Source organism: Collinsella sp. CLA-SR-H006 (assembly GCF_040097075.1).
Classification (GTDB): domain Bacteria; phylum Actinomycetota; class Coriobacteriia; order Coriobacteriales; family Coriobacteriaceae; genus Collinsella.
Map to the genome: position 1 here is coordinate 1 of NZ_JBBNPD010000015.1, position 21,450 is coordinate 21,450.

At 60.8% G+C, this 21,450-nt stretch carries 17 protein-coding genes, 1 tRNA gene and 1 riboswitch; of the genes, 15 read left to right on the plus strand and 3 right to left on the minus strand.

Features of this window, described 5'->3' with window-relative positions; all coding sequences use genetic code 11:
* Positions 1–421: 421 nt before the first annotated feature.
* A riboswitch (FMN riboswitch) is annotated at positions 422–614 on the plus strand.
* Positions 615–619: 5 nt separating this feature from the next.
* The 10 genes from AAA069_RS08480 to AAA069_RS08525 all read left to right on the plus strand — a co-directional run bounded on the left by AAA069_RS08480 (position 620) and on the right by AAA069_RS08525 (position 11,690).
* Entirely contained in the window at positions 620–1,210 is a 591-nt protein-coding gene (locus AAA069_RS08480; protein WP_349128104.1) for an ECF transporter S component, read from the plus strand.
* Complete coding sequence (locus tag AAA069_RS08485) at positions 1,207–3,111, plus strand: energy-coupling factor transporter ATPase (protein ID WP_349128105.1); 1,905 nt, start codon at positions 1,207–1,209, stop codon at positions 3,109–3,111. The genes AAA069_RS08480 and AAA069_RS08485 overlap by 4 nt, the downstream gene beginning before the upstream one ends.
* The gene (locus AAA069_RS08490) at positions 3,111–3,911 is read left to right on the plus strand and encodes an energy-coupling factor transporter transmembrane component T (RefSeq protein ID WP_349128106.1); all 801 of its coding nucleotides are present in this window, start codon (positions 3,111–3,113) and stop codon (positions 3,909–3,911) included. Before AAA069_RS08485 ends, AAA069_RS08490 begins: the two co-directional genes overlap by 1 nt.
* Positions 3,912–3,941: 30 nt before the next feature.
* Positions 3,942–4,388 (plus strand): pyridoxamine 5'-phosphate oxidase family protein, encoded by a 447-nt coding sequence (locus AAA069_RS08495; RefSeq protein WP_349128107.1) that lies wholly within the window; start codon positions 3,942–3,944, stop codon positions 4,386–4,388.
* 54 nt (positions 4,389–4,442) lie between these two features.
* Positions 4,443–4,853 carry a pyridoxamine 5'-phosphate oxidase family protein gene (locus AAA069_RS08500; protein ID WP_349128108.1) on the plus strand — a complete coding sequence of 137 codons (411 nt, stop codon included), beginning with the start codon at positions 4,443–4,445 and terminating at the stop codon, positions 4,851–4,853.
* 265 nt (positions 4,854–5,118) lie between these two features.
* The gene (gene argC / locus AAA069_RS08505) at positions 5,119–6,189 is read left to right on the plus strand and encodes an N-acetyl-gamma-glutamyl-phosphate reductase (protein WP_349128109.1); all 1,071 of its coding nucleotides are present in this window, start codon (positions 5,119–5,121) and stop codon (positions 6,187–6,189) included.
* Positions 6,190–6,323: 134 nt separating this feature from the next.
* Entirely contained in the window at positions 6,324–7,589 is a 1,266-nt protein-coding gene (argJ, locus tag AAA069_RS08510) for a bifunctional glutamate N-acetyltransferase/amino-acid acetyltransferase ArgJ (protein WP_349128110.1), read from the plus strand.
* A gap of 81 nt (positions 7,590–7,670) precedes the next feature.
* Complete coding sequence (gene argB / locus AAA069_RS08515; protein ID WP_349128111.1) at positions 7,671–8,651, plus strand: acetylglutamate kinase; 981 nt, start codon at positions 7,671–7,673, stop codon at positions 8,649–8,651.
* 64 nt (positions 8,652–8,715) lie between these two features.
* A complete protein-coding gene (locus AAA069_RS08520; protein WP_349128112.1) occupies positions 8,716–9,999 on the plus strand; it encodes an aminotransferase class III-fold pyridoxal phosphate-dependent enzyme in 1,284 nt (427 codons plus the stop codon).
* Positions 10,000–10,370: 371 nt separating this feature from the next.
* On the plus strand, positions 10,371–11,690 hold the full coding sequence (locus tag AAA069_RS08525) for an IS256 family transposase (RefSeq protein ID WP_349128113.1): 1,320 nt from the start codon (positions 10,371–10,373) through the stop codon (positions 11,688–11,690).
* Between the two features lie 267 nt (positions 11,691–11,957).
* Here the strand turns inward: AAA069_RS08525 and AAA069_RS08530 are convergent.
* The 3 genes from AAA069_RS08530 to AAA069_RS08540 form a co-directional block, all read right to left on the minus strand.
* Positions 11,958–12,033: transfer RNA gene (locus tag AAA069_RS08530), tRNA-Val, on the minus strand.
* A gap of 57 nt (positions 12,034–12,090) precedes the next feature.
* On the minus strand, positions 12,091–13,959 hold the full coding sequence (asnB, locus tag AAA069_RS08535) for an asparagine synthase (glutamine-hydrolyzing) (protein ID WP_349128114.1): 1,869 nt from the start codon (positions 13,957–13,959) through the stop codon (positions 12,091–12,093).
* Between the two features lie 191 nt (positions 13,960–14,150).
* Positions 14,151–16,199 (minus strand): ABC transporter permease subunit, encoded by a 2,049-nt coding sequence (locus AAA069_RS08540; protein WP_349128115.1) that lies wholly within the window; start codon positions 16,197–16,199, stop codon positions 14,151–14,153.
* Between the two features lie 317 nt (positions 16,200–16,516).
* Here AAA069_RS08540 and AAA069_RS08545 point away from each other — a divergent pair, with 317 nt between their 5' ends.
* The 5 genes from AAA069_RS08545 (at position 16,517) to rdgB (ending at position 21,447) form a co-directional block, all read left to right on the plus strand.
* The gene (locus tag AAA069_RS08545; protein WP_349128116.1) at positions 16,517–18,001 is read left to right on the plus strand and encodes a UDP-N-acetylmuramoyl-L-alanyl-D-glutamate--2,6-diaminopimelate ligase; all 1,485 of its coding nucleotides are present in this window, start codon (positions 16,517–16,519) and stop codon (positions 17,999–18,001) included.
* Positions 18,002–18,034: 33 nt separating this feature from the next.
* Positions 18,035–18,946, plus strand: a complete 912-nt coding sequence (locus AAA069_RS08550; protein ID WP_349128117.1) for an HAD-IIB family hydrolase — start codon at positions 18,035–18,037, stop codon at positions 18,944–18,946.
* A 51-nt stretch (positions 18,947–18,997) separates the two neighbouring features.
* Positions 18,998–19,882, plus strand: coding sequence for a glutamate racemase (murI, locus tag AAA069_RS08555; RefSeq protein ID WP_035137557.1), 885 nt, complete (start codon positions 18,998–19,000; stop codon positions 19,880–19,882).
* Positions 19,883–19,936: 54 nt separating this feature from the next.
* On the plus strand, positions 19,937–20,662 hold the full coding sequence (gene rph, locus AAA069_RS08560; RefSeq protein ID WP_195232425.1) for a ribonuclease PH: 726 nt from the start codon (positions 19,937–19,939) through the stop codon (positions 20,660–20,662).
* Positions 20,663–20,805: 143 nt separating this feature from the next.
* Positions 20,806–21,447: an RdgB/HAM1 family non-canonical purine NTP pyrophosphatase gene (rdgB, locus tag AAA069_RS08565; RefSeq protein WP_089572533.1), complete on the plus strand. Its 642-nt coding sequence runs from the start codon at positions 20,806–20,808 to the stop codon at positions 21,445–21,447.
* Positions 21,448–21,450 lie beyond the last annotated feature (3 nt).

A 21,450-nucleotide genomic window follows, 5' to 3' on the forward strand; every position in this document is an offset into this window, starting at 1 on the left:
CCGCATCTGATGGTGTCGACGTCAATGGTATACGGGTGCATCATCGACGTCTTCAATACAGAAGATATCAGTGCGGAATGTTCCGGAGAGAAGCCCCCGTCCCGCCCCGGATCCCCTACGTTCACGGCCTTGAGGTCGGCGGGCGGAAAAGGACGTGGTCGATAGGGATACGTGTCCCCTTCGCTGTTTCGCGCTTTGCGCGAAAGGCGCGCTACTTTGGGATGGATGGGGAACGTGGTTGTTGCGGTGGCTTTTCCCTTTTGCTGTTTCGCGGCTTTGCCGCGAAAAACGCAGCACTTTGGGATGGGCGGGTACGTTATTGTCGCGCCGCTCTGTCCCGGCCGCATTTCTAGAGCGTTTCCCCCGCCACAAATTACCCTTGGCATACTTGCGCGAAAGCCTACTGGTGCTACACTTGCAAGTGCTGTTTCAGGGCGGGGTGAAATTCCCCACTGGCGGTAAATCGGGCGGTGCCAAAGGGGTGCCGTGGCGCAGGCGAGGCGTCTGCGGCCGAGCCGATGAGTCCGCGACCCGTGCGTGTGTTGGTTCGCATGCCGGCTGAACTGGTGAGATCCCAGTACCAACGGTTAGAGTCCGGATGAAAGAGGCAGGTGATCTTATGTCTGAACAGTCGCAGCATATCCATTTTGAGAACACGAATAGGTGGAGCACCAAACAGCTCGTTACCATGGCGTTGATGTGTGCCTTGAGCGCGTTGTTTATGTATGTACAGCTACCCATTCTTCCCTCGGCGCCGTTTTTGACGTATGACCCGTCGCTGGTGCCGGCGATGGTGTGCGGGTTTGCGTATGGCCCCGGTGCCGGTACTGCTGTTGCCGCCATGGCGATCGTTATCCATGCACTCACTACGGGTGACTGGGTCGGCGCGCTTATGAACCTGGTCGCTACGCTGGGCTATATTCTGCCTGCGGCGATCGTCTACCAAAAGATGCACACCTACAAGGGTGCCGTGATTGGCCTGGCGCTCGGCGTCATTGCCGCTACGGCGCTGTCCATGGTCGCGAACCTGACCATCGGCGTTTGGTTCTGGTATGGCTCGGTCGATGTGATCGCCCCGCTCATGATTCCCGCCGTGCTGCCGTTCAACCTCATCAAGACCGTGCTCAACTCGGTGTTGACGCTGGCGGTGTACAAGGCGGTCTCTAATCTCATCACGCCCAAGAAGGACCAGGTCAAAGGCCGCGCATGATTGAGTGTCGGGGCGTTTCCTTTAGCTATGACGGTGCTGTACCGGCGCTCGATGGCATCGATCTGAACATCGAGGATGGCGAGTTTTTCTGCATCCTTGGCGGAAACGGGTCGGGCAAGTCTACGTTTGCCAAGCATTTGAACGCGCTGCTGCAGCCCGATGCGGGAACGGTGTGCGTCAACGGCATGGACGCGTCCGATCCCGAGCTGGTCTACGACATCCGCTCGACTGCGGGCATGGTGTTCCAGAATCCCGACGACCAGCTTGTGGCGACGCTTGTCGAGGACGATGTTGCGTTTGGTCCCGAGAACTTAGGGGTCGAATCGGCCCAGATCGCGCAGCGCGTGCGCGAGGCGCTGAAGGCCGTGGGTCTGGTGGGCTTTGAGCGCCACGAGACCCACGCTCTCTCGGGCGGACAAAAGCAGCGCGTGGCGCTTGCCGGCGTGCTCGCCATGGAGCCGCGTGTGCTCATTTTGGACGAGGCGTCCTCGATGCTCGATCCGCGCGGGCGCAAGGGCCTTATGAAGGCCTGTCACGCGCTGCACGAACGCGGCATGACCATCGTGATGATTACGCACTTTATGGAAGAGGCCGCTGAGGCCGATCGCGTTGCTGTCTTCCAGGCGGGCCGCGTTGCCATGCTCGGTACGCCCGAGGAGATCTTGACGCGGGCGGACGAACTTGCACGGCTGAACCTGGATATGCCGGCATCGTGCTGTCTTGGCAAGGCGCTTCGCGCGAAGGGCGTGCCCATTTGCGCACAGGTGCGCGAGGCGGATATGGTCGCCGATATAGCGCAGGCTTATGCCGAGCGGAGTAGGACAGGCATCGTCGGGCGGCCTTTTGCGTCCGATCTTCGTATTCCCGACAACGTTTCCTCTGCGCTCGATGGCGCAGACGCGCCGGAGCCCGTCATCGAGATTTCGCACCTTTCGTATAGCTATTCGCTGAGCGCCCGTGAGCGTCGCCGTTGGCACAAGCGCTCAGCCGCCGAGGGCACATCGAACAAGCAGGCCCTCTGGGGCAACGACCCTAGCAGCCCCTGGGCGTTGCGAAATGTGTCGCTAACGGTGCGTCGTGGCGAGTTCCTGGGCCTTGCGGGCCATACCGGTTCGGGTAAATCGACGCTGGTTCAGCATCTCAACGGTCTGATTCGTCCCCAGGAGGGTTCCGTTTACGCATTGGGGCTCGACCTGGTAAACAAGAAAGATGCCGCCGCGGTTAAGGCAAAGGTCGGCGTGGTGTTTCAGTATCCAGAGCGTCAGCTGTTTGCCGAGACCGTGGGACAGGACGTGGCATTTGGTCCGCATAACCTTGGGTTGTCGCAGGCCGAGGTTGCCCGCCGCGTTGCGTCATCGCTCGCGCGCGTGGGCCTCGACCTGGCCACGGTGGGCGACAAGAGCCCCTTTGAGCTCTCGGGCGGGCAGCAGCGGCGCGTGGCGTTTGCTGGCGTGCTTGCCATGGAGCCCGAGGTCCTGGTACTCGATGAGCCCATGGCGGGGCTCGATCCGGCAGCCCGCAGGGATTTCCTGGAGCTCATCGGCCATCTTCATGACGAGGGCCTGACCGTCGTCATGGTTTCGCACAGCATGGATGACCTGGCCAATTGCTGCGACCGTATCGTCGTAATGAACAAAGGTGCGGTGTTTGCCGAGGGCACGCCCGCTCAGGTGTTTGCGCATGCGGATGAGCTTAAATCAATCGGCTTGGGCGTACCTGCCGCTCAGCGCATGGCGCTGGCGCTTGCGAAGGCAGGCGTGCCGCTGCGCTTTGACGGCCTCTATACGGTTGAGTCGCTGGCAGACGAGTTGGTGGACCTGCTAATCGGTCGCTCGGACGGTCCTTCTAACGTCGCGGACAAGGCTAAATCCAAGACGGTCACGCGAGAGGAGGGCTGTTAATGGAGGCGTTTTCGTTTGGTAGCTACTATCCCGGCGATAGTGCAATCCACCGCCTGGACCCGCGAACTAAGTTGCTCTTGGGCTTTGTGTTTCTGATCACGACACTCACGGTCAGCAGCTTCCGCGGACTGGTCCCGATCGCAATCTTCGTTGTCCTGATCTATGCCGTGTCCCGGGTGCCGGCTCGTCGCGTCCTGTCATCGATGGCGCCGCTGCTGGCGATTGTCGCGGTGGTCGCGGTGCTCAACCTGTTTTCCGACCAGAGCGGGCGCATTCTGTGGCAGCTCGGCTTTTTGCAGATAAGCGAGGGCTCGCTGCATTCCGCCGCCTTTATGGCGTGCCGCCTGACCTTGATGATGGCCGGTATGAGCGCTATCACGCTCACCACACCGACGCTCGACCTCACCGCGGGCTTTGAGCGTCTGCTCGCGCCGTTTGCGCGTGTGGGACTTCCTGCGCACGAGCTCGGCATGATCATGGGTATCGCGCTGCGCTTTATGCCGCAGTTTGCCACTGAGATGAAGCAGACGGCCGATGCGCAGGCGAGCCGCGGTGCGCGCGTGACGGGAGGCCCGCTCGGCGGCGTGCGTATGCTCGGCAGTGTGGCGATTCCGCTGTTTACGGGCGTGTTTCGTCATGCCGAAACGCTGTCTGCCGCCATGGATGCCCGTTGCTATCATGGCGAGCAGGGCCGCACGCGTCTGCATGCGCTTGCATTTGGCCGCGGCGATGCGTTGGCGGTGGTGGTGACGGCGTTGCTGCTCATCTGCGTCATCGTCATCAATCTTCAACTTGTTTAGGCGCGATTCGAGCGCAGGAAAGGGGTCCCTATGACCGACAACGACCGCACGGCGCAGCTCGAGCGCGCCTGTTCGTATCTTAGGCGTATTCCGGCGTGGTATCTCGCCACGATCGACGTGACGGACGGACATCAGCCGCGCGTGAGGCCGTTCTCGTTTGCCATGGTCGATGATGGCAAGCTGTGGTTTTGCACCTCGCGCGATAAGGATGTGTGGGCCGAGCTTAGCGCGAACCCCAAGTTTGAGGTTTCGGGTTGGAAACCGGGGGAGTGTTGGATTGTGCTGACCGGTGAGGCCGCGCTCGAGGACGACGCGGTCGTGAGTGACCGGGTGCGCCAGGCGGGCTTTAAGCACATGGTGGGCATTGGCGAGCAACACGATAGTGCCAACGACGGCCGCCTTGCGTTTTTCTCGGTGCGCAATATCGCCGCCCGCTTCTGTGATATCGACGGCAGCGAGGAGTGCCTGGAGCTTTAACCCTAGGGCAGCTAAAACAGCCCCGACCCAAAAAGACGAGTGCCAGGAGGACACATGAACGGATTGAATACGGTGTTGGAGTATCTGACGTCGGTACCGGCATGGTATTTGGCGACGAGTGTTGACGGACAGCCGCATGTGCGTCCGTTTTCGTTTGCGCAGATCCAGGACGGCAAGCTGTGGTTTGTAACGGCGCGCACCAAAGACGTGTGGCAAGAGTTGCTGCAAAATCAACGCTTTGAGGCCACGAGTTGGTGGCCGGGCCATGGCTGGCTCATCTTGCGCGGGCGTGCGGGTCTGGATGACCTGGCCGCTCCCGATATGCGCGAGGTAGGCTGGAAGCACCTGGAGCGCCTAGGCGAGCACTACGAGGGCGCAGACGATCCCACGCTCGTCTTCTTTAGCGTGGAGGAACCCGAGGCCTTTATCTGCAACCATGACGAATGGGTGCCGGTCGAGCTCTAAACGAGTCTCTCAGCAAGCTTCGACAATTCAAATTCTCGCATGTAGCGGGCCCCACATTGCAACGTCACCGTAAGGTGCACTGGGCAATGTGGGGCCCGTATTCATTTGTCAATTCCTTCGAGTGAATGTGTCGGGACTGTTTCAATGCATGAATATGTAAAAGATTTGCGTAGATATGCATCTTTTGGTGCTAAAGTTTCAACCCACTTCATAACGACGGCTGCGGGATGCGCATTGGTGCATAACTGCAGACAAGGAGTCTGATATGTCTTTAAAGGTTGGAATCGTCGGTGCGGCAGGATATGCCGGTGCCGACCTCATTCGCCTCGTACTCGGCCATCCCGAGTTTGAACTTGTCGCCATCACGTCCAACGCCGATGCCGGCCAGTCGCTGTCCGCGGTGTATCCGAGTTTCGCCGGCGTGAGCGATCTTGTCTTCACGACGCACGATGCTCCCGAGCTTAAATCCTGCGACGCTGTCTTTTTGGCCGTGCCGCACACGGCTGCCATGGCGCAGGTGCCCGCCCTGCTTGCCGCGGGAGTCTCCTGCATTGACCTCTCGGCCGACTATCGCCTGAGCGATCCGGCCACCTTTGAGGCCTGGCATGCCGCCGAGCACACGAGCCCCGAGTTGCTCAAGACCCGCGCCTTTGGTCTGCCCGAGTTGTTCTGCCAGGATTTGGAGACCGCTGCATCCGACCACGCCGACGGCAAGCCCGTATTGGTCGCCTGCGCCGGTTGCTATCCCACCGCAACGAGCCTTGCCGCCGCGCCTGCCGTACGCGCTGGCTGGGTGGCCGAGAGCGGTCCCGTGATCGTCGACGCTATCAGCGGCGTGACGGGTGCCGGTAAGTCCTGTAACGCCCGTACGCATTTTTGCAGCGCGGACGAGAACCTGGAGGCCTATGGCGTGGGCAAGCATCGTCACACGCCCGAAATCGAGCAGATCTTGGGCCTAACCGATCGCGTCGTCTTTACCCCGCACCTGGCACCGCTCAAGCGCGGTCTGCTCTCTACGGTGACGATGCCGCTTACGCCGCAGGCTATCGATACCTTGACCCTTGAGGACGTTGTCGACCATTACAAGCAGTTCTACGCCGGTCGCACCTTCGTGCGCGTACTCGATGCCGGCCAGCAGCCCAAGACGGCTTCGGTCGTCGGCACCAACGCCGCCCAGATCGGCCTCGCGCTCAACAAGCGCGCGGGCGTTCTGGTGGCTACGGGCGCCATCGACAATCTGTGCAAGGGTGCAGCGGGCCAGGCGGTCCAGTGCGCCAACATCGTCTTTGGTTTTGACGAGCGACGAGGCTTGCCCACAGTGGCGTGCCCGGTGTAGCACATTCGATTGTTAACGATTTGGTAGTCGGGCATCGAGTGGGGCGCCACTCTTAAGCTGGTCTCATGATTGTGACTGGCATGGCGCACCAACCGATGCCCATTTTTTGTTTGACATAAGGAGTCATAAAGACGATGAATGCTGAGCAGTTCGATATCAAGATTCGTGCCGTAGAGGGCGGCGTAACGGCGGCAGCGGGCTTTAAGGCGGCGGGCATCCATGCCGGATTCCGCAAGAATCCCGAGCGCCTGGATTACGCGCTCGTCGTGCCCGATAAACCCTGTCCCGGGGCCGGCGTGTTTACGACTAACCGCTTTTGTGCGGCGCCCGTGCAGGTGAGTCGTGCCAACCTGGGCGGCGCCGACAAGGGCTATGGCATCATCGCCGGTGTTTCTATCAACTCCGGCAACGCGAACGCCGCCACGGGCGAGACCGGCCTTGCCTGCGCGCGCGAGACCTGCAACATCGCCTCGCAGGTCATCGGCTGCGAGCCCCAGCAGATTCTGGTTGCCTCCACGGGCGTAATTGGTCAGATTCTGCCGATCGACACGTTTGAGACTGCCGTTCCCGCCGCCTACGAGGCGCTCTCCGACCACGGTGGCGCCGATGCCGCCCGCGCTATTATGACGACCGACACGCACTCCAAGGAGTATGCCGTGTGTTACCGCAGCGAGGCCGCGGGGCACGCAGGCAATGCCTATACGGTGGGTGGTATGTGCAAGGGCTCGGGCATGATCATGCCCAACATGGCAACCATGATCGCGGTCATAACTACCGATGCCCCCGTCGAGCCGGCGGCGCTCCATGCCTTGTTGCTCTCTACCGTCAAGCAGACCTTTAATAAGGTAACGGTCGACTCCGACACCTCGACTAACGACACCTGCATCATGCTTGCTTCCGGCGCTGCCGCAGATGCCGAGCCTATTGTCGAGGGATCTGACGCCTTCGACGAGCTGGCCTTTGCCGTACATGAGGTGTGCGAGAGCCTGGCGCGCAATATCGCCGCAGATGGCGAGGGCGCATCCAAGCTCGTGACGGTTAACGTCACCGGTGCCGCGAACGACGAGGAGGCCGATATCGCCGCTCGTGCTGTCGCCAACTCGCCGCTCGTTAAGACCTGCATCGCCGGCCACGACTGCAACTGGGGCCGCGTTGCCATGGCGCTCGGCAAGTGCGGCGTGCAGTTTAACCAAGAAGATGTGTCCATCGACATGATGGGTATGCCCGTCTGCCGTGATGGCCTGACCGTTCCCTTTGACGAGGACGAGGCGCTGCGTCGCTTTGAGGCGCCCGAGATCGTGATCTCAGCAGACCTGGGCGCAGGGGACACGGCGACCACCGTGTGGACTTGCGACCTCACGCACGAGTACATCTCCATTAACGGTGATTACCGTTCCTAGAGTCCCGATGTGCCGCGCGTCCCGCTGCAATCGCGGGCAACGAGGTGCGGCGCGATAGCTACACGAAAGACGAGGCAGACTATGAAGTTCGCACGCGATTGCCGCTCGAACGAATCCAACGAAGTTACCGCGCAGCTGCTGTTCGAGGCGCTGCCATGGATTAAGAACCTGACCGGTAAGACGGTCGTTATCAAGTACGGCGGTGCCGCCATGGTCGACGAGCAACTGCGTCGTGACGTGATGAGCGACATCGTCTTGCTCAAGATTATCGGCATGCGTCCTGTTATCGTCCACGGTGGCGGCAAGGCCATCAACGAGGCGCTCAGCCACTACGACATCCCCGTCGAGTTTAAGAACGGCCAGCGCGTGACTACGCCTGCCACCATGGACATCGTGCGCGAGGTACTGGGTGGCAAGGTCAATCAGGAGCTGGTCGCGGCGCTCAACCACCACGGCAACCTGGCCGTGGGCGTGTCCGGCAGCGACGCCGGCACCCTTATCGCCGAGCCACTCGACCCAGAGCTCGGCCGCGTAGGCAAGGTCACGCACGTCAACACCGACTATATCGAGCGTTTGCTCGACAGCGAGTATATTCCCGTTATCGCCACGGTCGCGGCGGGGGAGGACGGCGGCTTCTTCAACATCAACGCCGATACCGCCGCCGGTGCCGTCGCGGCGGCGCTTCATGCGCACAAGGCGATTTTCTTGACCGACGTCGACGGCCTGTACAAGGACTTTAGCGACAAGGATTCGCTTATCTCCAACCTGACGCTCGATGAGGTCAATGAGATGCTCTACGGCGGCGAAGTCGACAAGGGCATGATCCCCAAGCTGCGCGCCGCCGTCGATGCGCTTACCGCTGGCGTTTTCCGGGCCCACATCATCAACGGCACGACGCCGCACTCGCTGCTGCTGGAGCTGCTGACCGATGCTGGCGTCGGTACCGTGATCCACTCCACCGAGACGGCCTATGAGTTCGATACGCATCCGCACCCGCTTTCGACGTTTGCGGCGCGCCTGACCGAGAACCTCGACGAGGTCGAGAAGCTCCAGACGGTTTAACGTCCTGGTGCCGCATCCTAACACCCATAGCCCGCGCCGCCCGGCGCTCGACGAAAGGCATCCCATGTCACTTGCTGCTCAACAATCGCTCGAATCCCACTACGTTATGCATACCTTTGGCCGCTCACCAGTTGAGTTTGTCGAAGGTCACGGCATGAAGCTCATCGGTGACGATGGTCGTGAGTATCTCGACTTTCTCGCTGGTATTGGCGTGTGTAGTCTAGGTCACGGAAATCCTGCAGTGCTTTCGGCGCTCGAGGCTCAGACCAAAAAGCTTCTGCACGTGTCTAACTACTTCTACATCGAGCAGCGTGGCCAGGTCGCGGCGCTGCTGTCCAAGCTCGCTAACGACGACGTGGACAGTGCACGTGTGATTGCCGATGCCATCGCCGCCGGCGATGAGACCACGGCAGCTGCGCTCGGCGCTCCGACGGCGGGCGAGCAGGTATGGAAGACGTTCTTTGCCAACTCCGGTGCCGAGGCCAATGAGGGTTCGATGAAGCTTGCTCGTCTGTACGCCAAGCGTGCCGGTAACGGTGGCAACACCATCGTATGCATGCGCGGAGGCTTCCACGGCCGTACGCTCGAGACCATTGCCGCCACCATGCAGGATTGGCTACAGGACAGTTTCCGTCCGCTGCCGGGTGGCTTTGTGGCCTGCACGCCCAACGATGTCGATGAGCTGCGTGCAATCTTTAAGCAGCTGGGAAGCGAGATTTGCGCCGTCATGCTCGAGCCGATTCAGGGCGAGAGCGGTGTGCACCCCATGACCGAGGAGTTTATGGCGGCAGCGCGCGACTTGGCGCACGAGGTGGGTGCCGTTCTTATCGCCGACGAGGTCCAGTGTGGCATCTTCCGTTCCGGCAAGCCGTTTGCATTCCAGACCTATGGCGTGGAGCCTGACATTATGAGCCTTGCCAAGGGCATCGCCGATGGCGTGCCCATGGGTGCCGTGGTGGCAAAGAAGGAGATCGCCGACGTGTTTAAGCCGGGCGACCACGGCTCGACCTTTGGCGGTAGCTGCTTGGCTGTCGCGGCGTGCGCCGCGACGCTCTCCGCGCTCGTGCGCGGCGACTACGCTGAGCATGCCGCCAAGGTGGGTGCCTATATGGAGGCAAAGCTCGCCACGTTACCGCACGTTACCGAGGTACGCGGTCGCGGCTTAATGCTCGGCTGTGATCTGGATGACGCTGCGGGCGATGCGCATGATATTGTTGTCCGCGCGCTGGCCGCCGGCGCCGTGATTAACGCTACAGGTGCCCACACGCTGCGTTTCCTGCCGCCGCTTGTCTGCGAGGAAGCCGACGTGGACAGCCTGATCGAGATTTTGTCGGACGTTTTGGCTTAGCGCCATCAGGCATAGCAATTTGGGACGGGTTCCAGACCGTCACGTGCCGGTCGGCGCACGATTGGGCGAACTGGAGCCCGTTTTGCTATCGATTTACCATGGCTGGGATAGGCCGTGTGCAAAAAGTGGCAAATATGAGTACGGGCACTAACTTCGTAACATATAAATTCGGCACTTTTAGATGAGTTGGGCCACATATGTCCAGTTTTGTAGTTAGCAAATTGGCTTAACTGGACTATCGATCGGGTAGCGCACAGAGATGTGGTGTAAGAGGCGGGGCATGCCCCGCCTCCGCCCTTTCTTGAAAGGGAGGGGACACCGCCTAGAATTCGTCGTTGGAGTAATGAAGGTGACGAATGGAAGGAAAGGCGATGCCCCAAGAAGAGAGTGTACTGCGCCTCGGTCGCGACGAGGCCCTCGAGGCGGCGAGGCTTTGGCAGGAGTGCGGCGACGCGCGCGAGTTCGCGTGCAGGGTGCTGGGCGGCGTGATGAACGCACTGATGGACTCCGAGGCCCAGCAGATGTGCGGCGCGAGCCGCAACGAGCGCAGCGACGGCAGGGAGAACAGCCGCAACGGCTACCGCCCCAGGTCGCTCAAGACCGCCGTGGGCGACGTGGAGCTCGAGATACCCAAGCTCAGGCACGGCACCTACTACCCCGAGGGCATGCTCGCGCGATGGTCGCGCGTCGACACCTCGGTGGCCGCCATCGTGCAGGAGATGTACGTGTGCGGCGTGTCCACCCGCAAGGTCGAGCGCGTGGCGTCCAGGCTGGGCATATCCTCGCTGTCGAGCTCGGAGGTCTCGAGCCTCTGCTCCGACCTCGACGCCGAGGTGGCGGAGTTCCGCCGCCGCGACCTGTCGGGCACGCCGTGCTGCTACCTGTGGCTCGACGCCACCTACATGAGCTGCAGGGTCGGCTCGTCGGTCGTCTCGCAGGGCGTCGTGACCGCGATCGGGCTGGGCGCCGACGGGCGCAAGCACTTCCTGGGCTGCGACGTGGTCGACACCGAGAGCGAGGACTCCTGGGCGGCGTTCCTCGGCGGGCTGCGCGAGCGCGGGCTGGCCGGCGTTCGCCTCGTGGTCTCCGACAGCCACGCCGGGCTCGTGGCCGCCGTCTCGCGCCTGTTCCAGGGCTGCGCCTGGCAGCGCTGCGTGACGCACCTGCAGCGCAACCTCCAGAGCGCCTGCTCGGGCAGGCCCGAGGACTCCAAGGCGGCCGTCAGGGACCTCGTGCACGCCGCGGTCTACCAGGACGACCCCGACCTCGCGCGCTGCGTGTGGGCCGAGGCGGCGCCCTGGGTGGCGTCGGTGTCCGCCAGGGCCGGCGAGGTCTTCGAGCAGGCCGAGGACTCCGCGCTGGCGTTCACGGCCTTCCCCAGGGCGCACTGGGCCAAGCTCCGCACCAACAACGTCCAGGAGCGCGCCAACCGCGAGATCAAGCGCCGCTACAGGGTCGTGCAGTCCTTCCCCTCGAGGGAGTCGATGCTGCGCCTGACGTGCGCGAGCCTCATGGAGACCGAGGGGCAGTGGTCCCAGCAGCGCGTGTTCTCCGAGGCCTCGGCCGCCGAGGGCTTCGCCGAGCCCGCGGACAGGCCGGCCCCGACAGAGGGGAGGCGCCGCGCGCTCGGGCGGCGCGCCAGGGAGATAGTGGACGAGATAGTCGAGAAGCGCGGCCTCAAGAAGGAGTAACATCGGGGCTTGCAGCGACGGACCTCAGGACACTCTTACACCACGTCTGCGCGCGCCACCATCGATCGTCGTTCTAATGCCGGATTTGCCTTTTATGACTTCGAAAACGCTGCTACTAAAAAGGTAGCAGTACTCATATTTGGCATTTTTTGCACACGGGTATTCGCCAAGGGTCCATTTCGCCGCCCGAGCCCCGCTTCGCTCCTCGCGTGCTGCGCTGGGCACAAAAACGAAAGGCCCCCATCGCTGGGAGCCTTTTCAATCAAGTGGTGGGCGATGAGGGATTCGAACCCCCAGCCTTGTGCGTGTAAAGCACCTGCGCTAACCGTTGCGCCAATCGCCCGCAGGGATTGAGTATAGCGGAAACCCCGTGCTGTTCACCGCTAATTCATAACGAAACTTACGCGGCGACTTCGGCGCCCTTGTCCTCATCGATAAAGAAGCGCTTGTACCAGATGAGGAACGTCAGCGTGGTATAGATCTTGCGCTGGTTGAGCGCGCGACCCTCAAAGTGATCGTCAAGCAGTTTCATGAGCGCATCGGTGTCAAAGAAATCAGCAGCCCACGGTGCGGTGAAGTATTCCTTTACGTAGTCGTAGTACTTTTGCTCGCGCAGCCAGAACTTGACCGGTACGGGGAAGCCCACCTTCTTGCGCGTTGCCCACTCGTCGGGCAGCGTGCGGTTGGCGGCGTGACGCAGGACGAGCTTGCAGCCTTCTTCGTTAACACGGTAGTTGGCGGGAATGTGCTCGGCAAACTCCATGACCTTCTTGTCCAGGAACGGGACGCGAAGCTCCAGAGAATGCGCCATACACATCTTGTCGGCCTTGAGCAGAATGTCGCCCGGCAGCCACATGTTCATATCCAGATACTGTTTCTTGGAAAGCTCGCAGCAGTTGGGAACCTGCTTGTAGTACTCGGCGCACATTTCGGCGGCGTTCTTGCCGGTGTCATAAGCAGGCTTGAGCACCTCGTCGACCTCGGACGGGTCGAACACCTTTGCCTGACCCACATACCAGCGCTCGGGAACCTCGGCGCATTTTGTCAGGAAGTTGTGGCCCTTAAAGTAGGGGAGATGCTGAACGAGTGAGCCCAGGGCGCGACGTACGCCGAGCGGAACGTGCTTCTTAAAGGAGCGCATCTCGGGGGTGTCCTCGTACCACTCATAGCCGGCAAACAGCTCGTCGGCACCCTCGCCCGAAAGGACGACGGTGACCTCCTCGGAAGCCATTTGCGCCAGATAGTACAGCGGCACGCTGGACAGGTTCGATTGCGGCTCGTCCATGTGGTACTGGATATCTGGCAGTGCATCGAAGAACTCGTCGGCGGTAATCATCTTACGCACGTTCTTGATGCCCAGCTTGTCGGAAAGCTCGGCAGCGTAGTTGGTCTCGTTGAAGTTCTTGTAATCGAAGCCGACAGAATACGTGGTGTCGGGCATGAGGCAGGCGGCAATGTAGCTGGAGTCAACGCCGCCAGAAAGGAACGAGCCCACCTTAACATCGGCGATACGGTGCGCGGCGACGCTTTCGTGCACGACCTTGTCGCACTCGTCCACGTACTCCTCGAAGGTCTTGGAGTTGTCGTCGGTGAAGTCACAGCTCCAGTAACGCTTGATGTCCATGGTGTTGGTCGTCAGGTCATACGTAAAGCAATGCGCCGGGGCAAGCTTGAACACGCCCTTAAAGAAGGTCTCCTCCGTGGCGGGGAATTGCAGCGTCAGGTAGGGGCGCAGCGCGTCGTGGTTGACAGCCTTCTCGAACTTGGGATGGTCCAGGAAGCTCTTGATCTCGGAGCCAAACAGCAGCGAGCCATCGGATGCCTGGTAGTAATAGAACGGCTTGATACCAAAGATGTCACGAGCGCCAAAGAGCTTGTTCTTGTTCTGGTCGTGAATCACGAACGCGTACATGCCGCGCAGGCGGTTGACCAGGTCCTCGCCCCACTCCTCGTAGCCGTGTACCAGGACCTCGGTATCGGCGTTGCAGTGGAAGGCGTAGCCGGCTGCCTCCAGCTCGGCGCGAAGCTCCTGGAAGTTGTAGATCTCTCCGTTGAAGACAATCGTGACCTTGCCGTCGTCGCTCGACATGGGCTGAGCTCCAGCTTCGGAAAGATCAAGAATCGAAAGACGACGGAAGCCAAGGGCAACGTTGTCGACGATATGCTGGCCGCCCATATCGGGACCACGGTGGATGATGCGATTCATCATGGCCGTGAGAACCAGCTCACTCTGTTCATCTGTACCGGTAAAACCGACAAAACCGCACATGCAAGATCCTTTCTGCTGACGGCTCAGGTGTACTGCCGCAAGGATCGCGGCAGCTGATGTCAAATAATCTTTACTATCATGCCAATCTTTTGTTTCGTGATAGGGCATAAGCGCCGAGCGAACCGAAAAAACCACGGCCCGATCTTCAGACGAAGCGGCGGGTCGTGGTTGTGAACGCTATGTATGAGCGGTTAGCGCTTGCTGCGCTCGGCGAGACGATGCTCCACCTTGGTGACGATGTGGATGAGCGGAATCGTCACGACCAGATAGTAAAGTGCGGCGCAAATGTAGGGCGTAATGTTGCCCGTGGTGGCCGTGAGGTTTTTGGAGAACAGCATGAGCTCCATGACGCCAACGCTCGAAAGCAGTGACGTGTCCTTGTACAGCATAACGAACTCGCTGGTCATAGTCGGTATAACGTAACGTACAGCCTGCGGGATCACGATGCGCGACATAACTTGGGACCAAGTCATGCCAAGCGAGTAGGCAGCTTCCGCTTGACCGTGCGGTACGCTCTCGATGCCGGCACGGAAAATCTCGGCAAGATAGGCCGAACAGTTGATGGCGAGCACGCCAACGCCGAGCGGCAGATTGGGCACGTTGAGACCGATCATAGGGAACCCAAAGAACGCAATGTAGATCTGCAGGAAGAGCGGGGTTCCGCGCAGGACGTTGATGTATGTCACGGCGATGCCGCGCAGCATACGACTATGACTGATTTTCATAAAGGCAAACAGCAAGCCGATGGGGATGGCGAGCGGAAAACCGATGGCGGTCACGGCAAGTGCTATGCCCCAGCCCTTAAAGAGCGAGGCGATTGAGGTGACGATAATCTGCGGCTTGCAGAACATGCCCAAAAACGGGTTGGAGTTCCACGTGGCAACCCAAGGCTGGGCATCGAGCCAGGCGACGATTGCTTGCACCATGGTGCTCTCCGAGACGCTGATGGTGGGGCTCTCGGGAAGATCTCGCTTGTCGCCGTCGGCGACATAGCTGCCGGTGACGGCATAGGCACCCGCGTTGCTCGGGAATACGACGTCGGGGACGACAACGCGAATCTGCGAGCCGGCAGCGACGGGATCGGCGAACTTGATGACGAGCTTTGAGCCGTCCAGCGAGCACGATGCCTTGACACCCGTCTGGTTCAGTCCGTCGAGCAGCGTGACCTTAGCATCGGTGCTCTCAAACGATCCGCCCTCGGGCAGCTCAAGCTCAATTTGCGAAACGTCGCTCTCGTCGCTACCCGTTGTCGCTTCCCAGGTCAGGCGGGTTGCGATGCCGCCGAGTACGCCGTTGCCGCCGTCTTCGTTTGACTTGGCGGTCGCCGAGGTGACGGCGAGTGAAGCGCCCGTCGCGTCCTCTGAGCTCGAGGCATCCTCGTTATCGGACCCGCTCGTGGGTGCCATGCCAAACCACTTCTCGTACAGTTTGTCATAGGCGCCGGAGCTCTTGATCTTGGCAAGGGCATCGTTGATGGCCTGTGTCAGCTCGGGGTTGTCTTTAGAGACGGCAATGCCAAACTGCTCGCCCGTCGGAACCTCTTTGATGATCTCCATACCGGTAAAGGAATTCGAAACCATCCACTGCTCAACGGGAAGATCGCATACGACCGCCTGGCACTGACCGCTCATGACGGCGGTGAAGGCTGCCGTCCAGTCGTCAAAGTTGACGGTGGTTGCCTGCGGCAGGTTCTCGATTGCCCACTCCTCGGACGTGGTACCCGACTGCACGGCAATTTTGACGCCCGGTGCGTTGAGGCTATCGACCGTGTCGTATCCAGTGTTCTTTGCAACTGCGACGCCCTGGTTGGAGTCGATATAGGGGTCGGTGAAGTCGACCTCTTTCTTGCGCTCATCGGTAATCGTGATGTTACATGCGCCGACATCGGTCTTTACACCCTGTTTGACCATGGGGATAATGCCGTCGAACTTTTGCGCCGGCAAGTAGTTGAGCTCCAGACCGAGCTCGTCCGCGATCATGCCCATGAGTTCATAGGTAAAGCCCTGGTCTTCGCCGGAATCGTTGACGTATTCAAACGGGGGCGTGGCCAAGTCACTTGCGACGGTGAGCTTGCCATTCTCGACGAGTGTGTAGGTGCTCGAGGCGTTCTGGGAGGACGAGCAGCCGCTCGCGCCGATGATGGTGGCAAGGGCCACAACGATCGTCGCGAAGGCGCAGACGATGCGCCGGGTCAACTGGACATGTGCCGAGTGGTAGCGACGTTCGAAGTGTCGTTTCATCTGGAATCCTTTGCTTGGGCATGATGGGTCGGCATTGTGGGTCAATGAGGCACATCAAGACATTTGGATAAAGAATAGCACCCAGATTTCCTCGTTTTTACACGGGGTGGACACTGTTGTCATTTATTAACCCACGGCACAGTCCATGCAATTTTTTAGAAGGCTGCAATGCGCGCAAGGCCAGGTGGCATATTAGGATGGTTGATAATACAGAATGTTTCATCGTTTCTGCCGCGGGACGTCTTTTGCCCTTTAAGGCTGAATTTAGCGAGAGAGGTCTTTGTATGTCGAGTCCGACACAAGAGAAGCTAACTCTGATGCGCTATATAGAGTTGCTCGAGGAAGATGACCTTGTTGTTTCCAGACCGAGCGCTTCGTGCGACCAGCGCATTGAGTTTGCAACTGATGACTCGCGCCAGGTGCGTCCGGGCACGTTGTTCGTCTGCAAGGGCCGTGCGTTTAAGCGCGAGTACCTGCTTTCGGCAATCGCCGATGGCGCCGTGGCCTACGTTTCCGAGGTCGATTACGATGTTGATGTTCCCGCGGTGATTGTGAGTGATATTCGTCGCACGCTCGCCGTGGTGGCAGATGCCTTTTATGGGCACCCGTCGGGTAAGGTGAAGGTCTGCGCCTTTACAGGCACCAAGGGCAAGTCGACCTGTAGCTTTTATCTGCGCGGCATTCTCGCCAACGAGGCCAAGCTTACGGGCTGTCATCGGCCCGCTCTTAATACGGGCATTGAGTTCGACGACGGCATCGAGGCAGGCCCTTCCAAGCTGACGACCCCCGAATCCTTCCTGCTGCAGTCTCGCATCGCACATGCTGCGGAGGCGGGTGCCCCGTGGCTGGTTATGGAGGCATCGAGCCAGGGCCTCAAATACGAGCGCACGGGCAAGACCGCCTTTGAAGTCGGCGCCTTTACCAATATCGGCGAGGATCACATTTCGCCGATTGAGCATCCGACGCTCGAGGATTACTTTGCCAGCAAGCTCAAAATCTTCTCGCAGAGCCGTTTTGCCGTGGTCAATCTCGATATGGATAAGGTCGATCGCGTGCTCGAGGCGGCATCTCGTTGCGAACGTACGGTGACGTTCTCCCTGACCGACGAGCGTGCCGACGTGCTTGCGTTGGCGATTCGTAATGGCGACTGCGGCGTGGTGGCAACGGTGCGCACGCCCCGCTTTACGCGCGACATTGTGATTCCCACGCCGGTTAAGTTCAATGTCTCCAATGCGCTTGCTGCTATTGCCTGCGCCGAGGCCCTGGGCATTTCCGAAGAGGGTATCGTCCACGGCTTTGAGGGTGTCTTCGTTCCCGGCCGCATGGAGCTCTATCCGTCTGTATCGGGCAAAATCCTGGGAATCGTCGATTTTGCACATAACGGCATGAGCCTCGAGACGCTCCTGCGTGACTTGCGCGAGAACTATCCCGAGCGCGAGCTAGCGGTTGTATTTGGCGCTACGGGTGGTAAGGGTGTCGATCGACGCACCACGATGGGCATCGCCGCTGGCAAGTATGCCGACCGAATCGTGATTACCGAGGATGACCCCGGCCCCGAGGATGTCGAGGATATTTGCGCCGAGATCGCGCGCAACGTTCAAGCGCAGGGAAATGATAACTGGCAAATCGTGACTGATCGCGTTGCCGCTATCGAGACTGCCGTGCGCGAAACCGTCCGTCCTGCCGTGGTCATCGTGACCGGTAAGGGCGAGGAAGAGCGTATGCTGCGGAAGAACGGACCCGAGCCTTGTGAGCGCGACGGTTCGATTCTCAAGCGCACCCTTGCGGCGTACGACGCCTAAGACCAGAAGCCCCTTCTACGTAATGGAGTGACCATGTCCCACAATACCCTGCCGACCGTCGCTGAGCTTTCGGGCGAGATGCGCGAGCGTCTTGCCAAGGTTAAGTACGTCTTTACCGACCTGGACGCCACCATGCTCGCGCCCGGCTCGTGCGTGCTGCGCGACAACGACGGCAACCCTTCGACCAAACTCGTCGAGGCCGTCGTGGCGCTCGCTCGCGCTGGTATTCAGGTGGTTCCCACCTCGGGCCGCAACCGTACCATGATCCACGAGGACGCGCGCGTGCTCGGCCTCAACTCCTACATCGGCGAGATGGGCGGCCTGGTCATGTACGACCTCAAAGCCAACGATTGGGAGTATCTGACCGGCGACATGCCCTACGACTCCTCTTGCGGCCTCACGCCGCACCAGGTGATCGAGCAGACCGGCGTGTGCGAGAAGATCTTCGCCCGCTGGCCGCACAAGATCGAGTATCACAACGACATGTCGACTGGCTACAAGTACCGCGAGGTCACCGTCGGCATGCGCGGCGATGTGCCCGACGACGAGGTCCAGGCCATTCTTGATGAGGCTGGCTGCGGCCTGGTCTGGGCCTGCAACGGCCATCTGACCCATCTGTCCAAACCGACGACGCTCGAGCTCGAACGCGTCGAGGATGGCCGCGCGTTTAATATCAATCCCGCCGGCCTCAACAAGGGCGTTGCCATTGCGCGCTTCTGCGAGCACCTAGGGATCGAGCGCGAGGAGACGTTGGCGCTCGGCGATTCCGAGTCCGACTTCTACATGGCCGATCACGTGGGCACGTTCTGCCTGGTCGAGAATGGCCTGACGAGCGCCGGCGCGCCCGAGTTCCTGGCTGCTTGCGAGAACGCTTTCGTTACGCGCGGCAAAATTGTCGACGGTTGGGCGGCGACGGCAGAGCTGCTGGTCGCGGCGCGTTCGTAGCGCGGCGTCGCTGCACTTGGACATGTCTTTTCGAGAGAGACTGGTGAGGTAATGTCCGATATCGAGAATCCGGCAGGCGACACGCGCCCGATTGGCGTGTTCGATTCTGGTTTGGGCGGTCTGACGGTTGCGCGCGCGATTGCGACGGCGCTGCCGCACGAGTCCGTCTACTACTTTGGCGACACCAAGCGCTGCCCCTACGGCACCCGCACCGAGGATGAGGTGCGCTCGTTTGCGTTGCAGGCGGGTCGTTGGCTTTCGAAGCACGACGTCAAGATTATGGTCATCGCCTGCAACACGGCGACCGCTGCGGCCTTGCGTCTGGCCCAGCAGGTGCTCGACGTTCCCGTGATCGGTGTGATCGCGCCGGGTGCCCGTGCAGCAATCAACAGCACGCGTACGCGTCGCGTGGGCGTGCTCGCCACCAACCTCACCATTCGCTCGGGCGCCTACACGCGCGCCATTCAGGATCTGGATGCCGGCGTCGATGTATACGGCTGTCCTGCCTCGAGCTTTGTCGAGGTTGTCGAACACGAACTCGCCTCGGGTGCACATCTGCAGGAACAGTGGCTTGAGAACGAGGACATCTTCGATACGCCTGCCGTGCGTGCGCTGGTGGGTGCCACGGTTGAGCCGCTGCGCGACCACGGTATCGATACCGTGGTGCTCGGCTGTACGCATTTCCCGCTGTTGGTGGGACCTATCCGGCATGCGCTGGGGCCTGGGGTGCGCGTCGTGAGTTCCGCCGAGGAGACCACACGCGAGCTGACCGATATCCTCACGCGCCGCGAGCAGCTGGCGGGCGACGCCGCCGAGCCGCAGCATCGTTTTGCCACGACGGCCGATAACATTGCCGAGTTTGCGGTGGCGGGCAGCTTTATCTTTGGTCAGCCGCTCAAGAGCATCGAACATATCGATATCGATGAGCTGAAATAGATGTAAGGCAGCCGCCAAAGCCTTCGCCACATATTTTGCCGAAAGGATATTTCTATGGAGTACATGCAGGTCAACCGCGCCAACGGCCGCGCCGCCAACGAGTTGCGCCCCGTTAAGCTCACCCGTGGCGTCATGAAGCACGCCCACGGCTCGTGTTTGGCCGAGTTCGGTGACACGCGCGTGCTGTGCGCCGCCACTATCGAGGAGGGCGTGCCGGGCTGGCGAAAGGGAGCTAAGGCCGGCTGGGTGACCGCGGAATACGCCATGCTGCCGGCGTCGACCGGCAAGCGCTGCAAGCGCGAGCACGCCAACCGCAAGGGTCGCTCCATGGAGATCGAGCGCCTCATTGGCCGCAGCCTGCGTACCGTCGTCAACATGAAGGCGCTCGGCGAGTACACCGTCACCGTCGACTGCGATGTGATTCAGGCCGATGGCGGCACGCGTACAGCGAGCATCACCGGCGCCTGGGTGGCGCTGCACGACGCCCTCGCCATGTGGGTCGAGGCGGGCAAGATCGAGCGCATCCCGCTTATCGGTCAGGTGGCTGCCATCTCCATGGGCGTTGTCGACGGCAATACGCTGCTTGACCTCGATTATTCCGAGGACAGCCATGCCGAGGTCGACATGAACCTCGTCGCCACCGACACCGGTGAGATGATCGAGCTCCAGGGCACCGGCGAGCAGGCGCCCTTCGACCGCAAACGCCTCAACGCCCTGCTCGACCTGGGCGACAAGGGTATCGCCGAGCTCATCGAGCTTCAGCGCCAAGCCATCGCCTAACCTGCCAAAAAGGGACAGGTTTATTTTGGTAGGTTTTACCTGTGGAGACGTCTGGACACAAGACTGCCGTTGATTGAGAGGGGAGAGGCGGAGTCCCTCGTTGCCCTCGGCTCGGCATTGCTTTAGAGACAAGGAGGCCAGTCATGGCACTTGAGAAGATTGACATCGACACCCTCGACCCGGCGGCGACCATCGTCGTGGCAACGGGCAACGCCCATAAGCTCACCGAGATCGAGGCCATTTTGGGCAAGGTCATGCCCGAGGTGCGCTTTGTGGCGCTCGGCCAGCTGGGTGATTTTGAGGATCCCGAGGAAAACGGCACGACGTTTTTGGAGAACGCCATCATCAAGGCCCAAGCCGCGGTTGAGGAGACGGGCCTTATGGCCATCGCCGACGATTCGGGCTTGGTCGTCGACGCGCTGGACGGTGAGCCCGGTGTGTATAGCGCGCGCTATGCGGGCGTGCACGGCGACGATGCCGCCAACAACGCCAAGCTTCTCGTGAATCTGGAGGGCGTGGCCGACGAGGACCGCACTGCGCGCTTTATGAGCGTCGTCGCGCTCATCGACACGGACGGTTTGGTCACCTATGGCGAGGGCGCCTGCGAGGGCGCTATCGCGCACGAGGGCCGCGGCGATCACGGCTTTGGCTACGACCCGCTGTTCCTGCCGGTCGACACGCCGGGCAAGACCATGGCCGAGCTGACGGCTGACGAGAAGAACGCCATCAGCCATCGTTTCCACGCGCTCGAGCATCTGTCCGCCAAGCTGACGGGCGAGGAGTAGACC

What these genes read in the sequence shown, in the direction of transcription:
- AAA069_RS08480 (WP_349128104.1), top strand. Translation starts at nt 620, where the DNA reads ATGTCTGAACAGTCGCAGCATATCCATTTTGAGAACACGAATAGGTGG.
- AAA069_RS08485 (WP_349128105.1), top strand. Translation starts at nt 1,207, where the DNA reads ATGATTGAGTGTCGGGGCGTTTCCTTTAGCTATGACGGTGCTGTACCG.
- AAA069_RS08490 (WP_349128106.1), top strand. Translation starts at nt 3,111, where the DNA reads ATGGAGGCGTTTTCGTTTGGTAGCTACTATCCCGGCGATAGTGCAATC.
- AAA069_RS08495 (WP_349128107.1), top strand. Translation starts at nt 3,942, where the DNA reads ATGACCGACAACGACCGCACGGCGCAGCTCGAGCGCGCCTGTTCGTAT.
- AAA069_RS08500 (WP_349128108.1), top strand. Translation starts at nt 4,443, where the DNA reads ATGAACGGATTGAATACGGTGTTGGAGTATCTGACGTCGGTACCGGCA.
- argC (WP_349128109.1), top strand. Translation starts at nt 5,119, where the DNA reads ATGTCTTTAAAGGTTGGAATCGTCGGTGCGGCAGGATATGCCGGTGCC.
- argJ (WP_349128110.1), top strand. Translation starts at nt 6,324, where the DNA reads ATGAATGCTGAGCAGTTCGATATCAAGATTCGTGCCGTAGAGGGCGGC.
- argB (WP_349128111.1), top strand. Translation starts at nt 7,671, where the DNA reads ATGAAGTTCGCACGCGATTGCCGCTCGAACGAATCCAACGAAGTTACC.
- AAA069_RS08520 (WP_349128112.1), top strand. Translation starts at nt 8,716, where the DNA reads ATGTCACTTGCTGCTCAACAATCGCTCGAATCCCACTACGTTATGCAT.
- AAA069_RS08525 (WP_349128113.1), top strand. Translation starts at nt 10,371, where the DNA reads ATGCCCCAAGAAGAGAGTGTACTGCGCCTCGGTCGCGACGAGGCCCTC.
- asnB (WP_349128114.1), bottom strand. Translation starts at nt 13,959, where the DNA reads ATGTGCGGTTTTGTCGGTTTTACCGGTACAGATGAACAGAGTGAGCTG.
- AAA069_RS08540 (WP_349128115.1), bottom strand. Translation starts at nt 16,199, where the DNA reads ATGAAACGACACTTCGAACGTCGCTACCACTCGGCACATGTCCAGTTG.
- AAA069_RS08545 (WP_349128116.1), top strand. Translation starts at nt 16,517, where the DNA reads ATGCGCTATATAGAGTTGCTCGAGGAAGATGACCTTGTTGTTTCCAGA.
- AAA069_RS08550 (WP_349128117.1), top strand. Translation starts at nt 18,035, where the DNA reads ATGTCCCACAATACCCTGCCGACCGTCGCTGAGCTTTCGGGCGAGATG.
- murI (WP_035137557.1), top strand. Translation starts at nt 18,998, where the DNA reads ATGTCCGATATCGAGAATCCGGCAGGCGACACGCGCCCGATTGGCGTG.
- rph (WP_195232425.1), top strand. Translation starts at nt 19,937, where the DNA reads ATGGAGTACATGCAGGTCAACCGCGCCAACGGCCGCGCCGCCAACGAG.
- rdgB (WP_089572533.1), top strand. Translation starts at nt 20,806, where the DNA reads ATGGCACTTGAGAAGATTGACATCGACACCCTCGACCCGGCGGCGACC.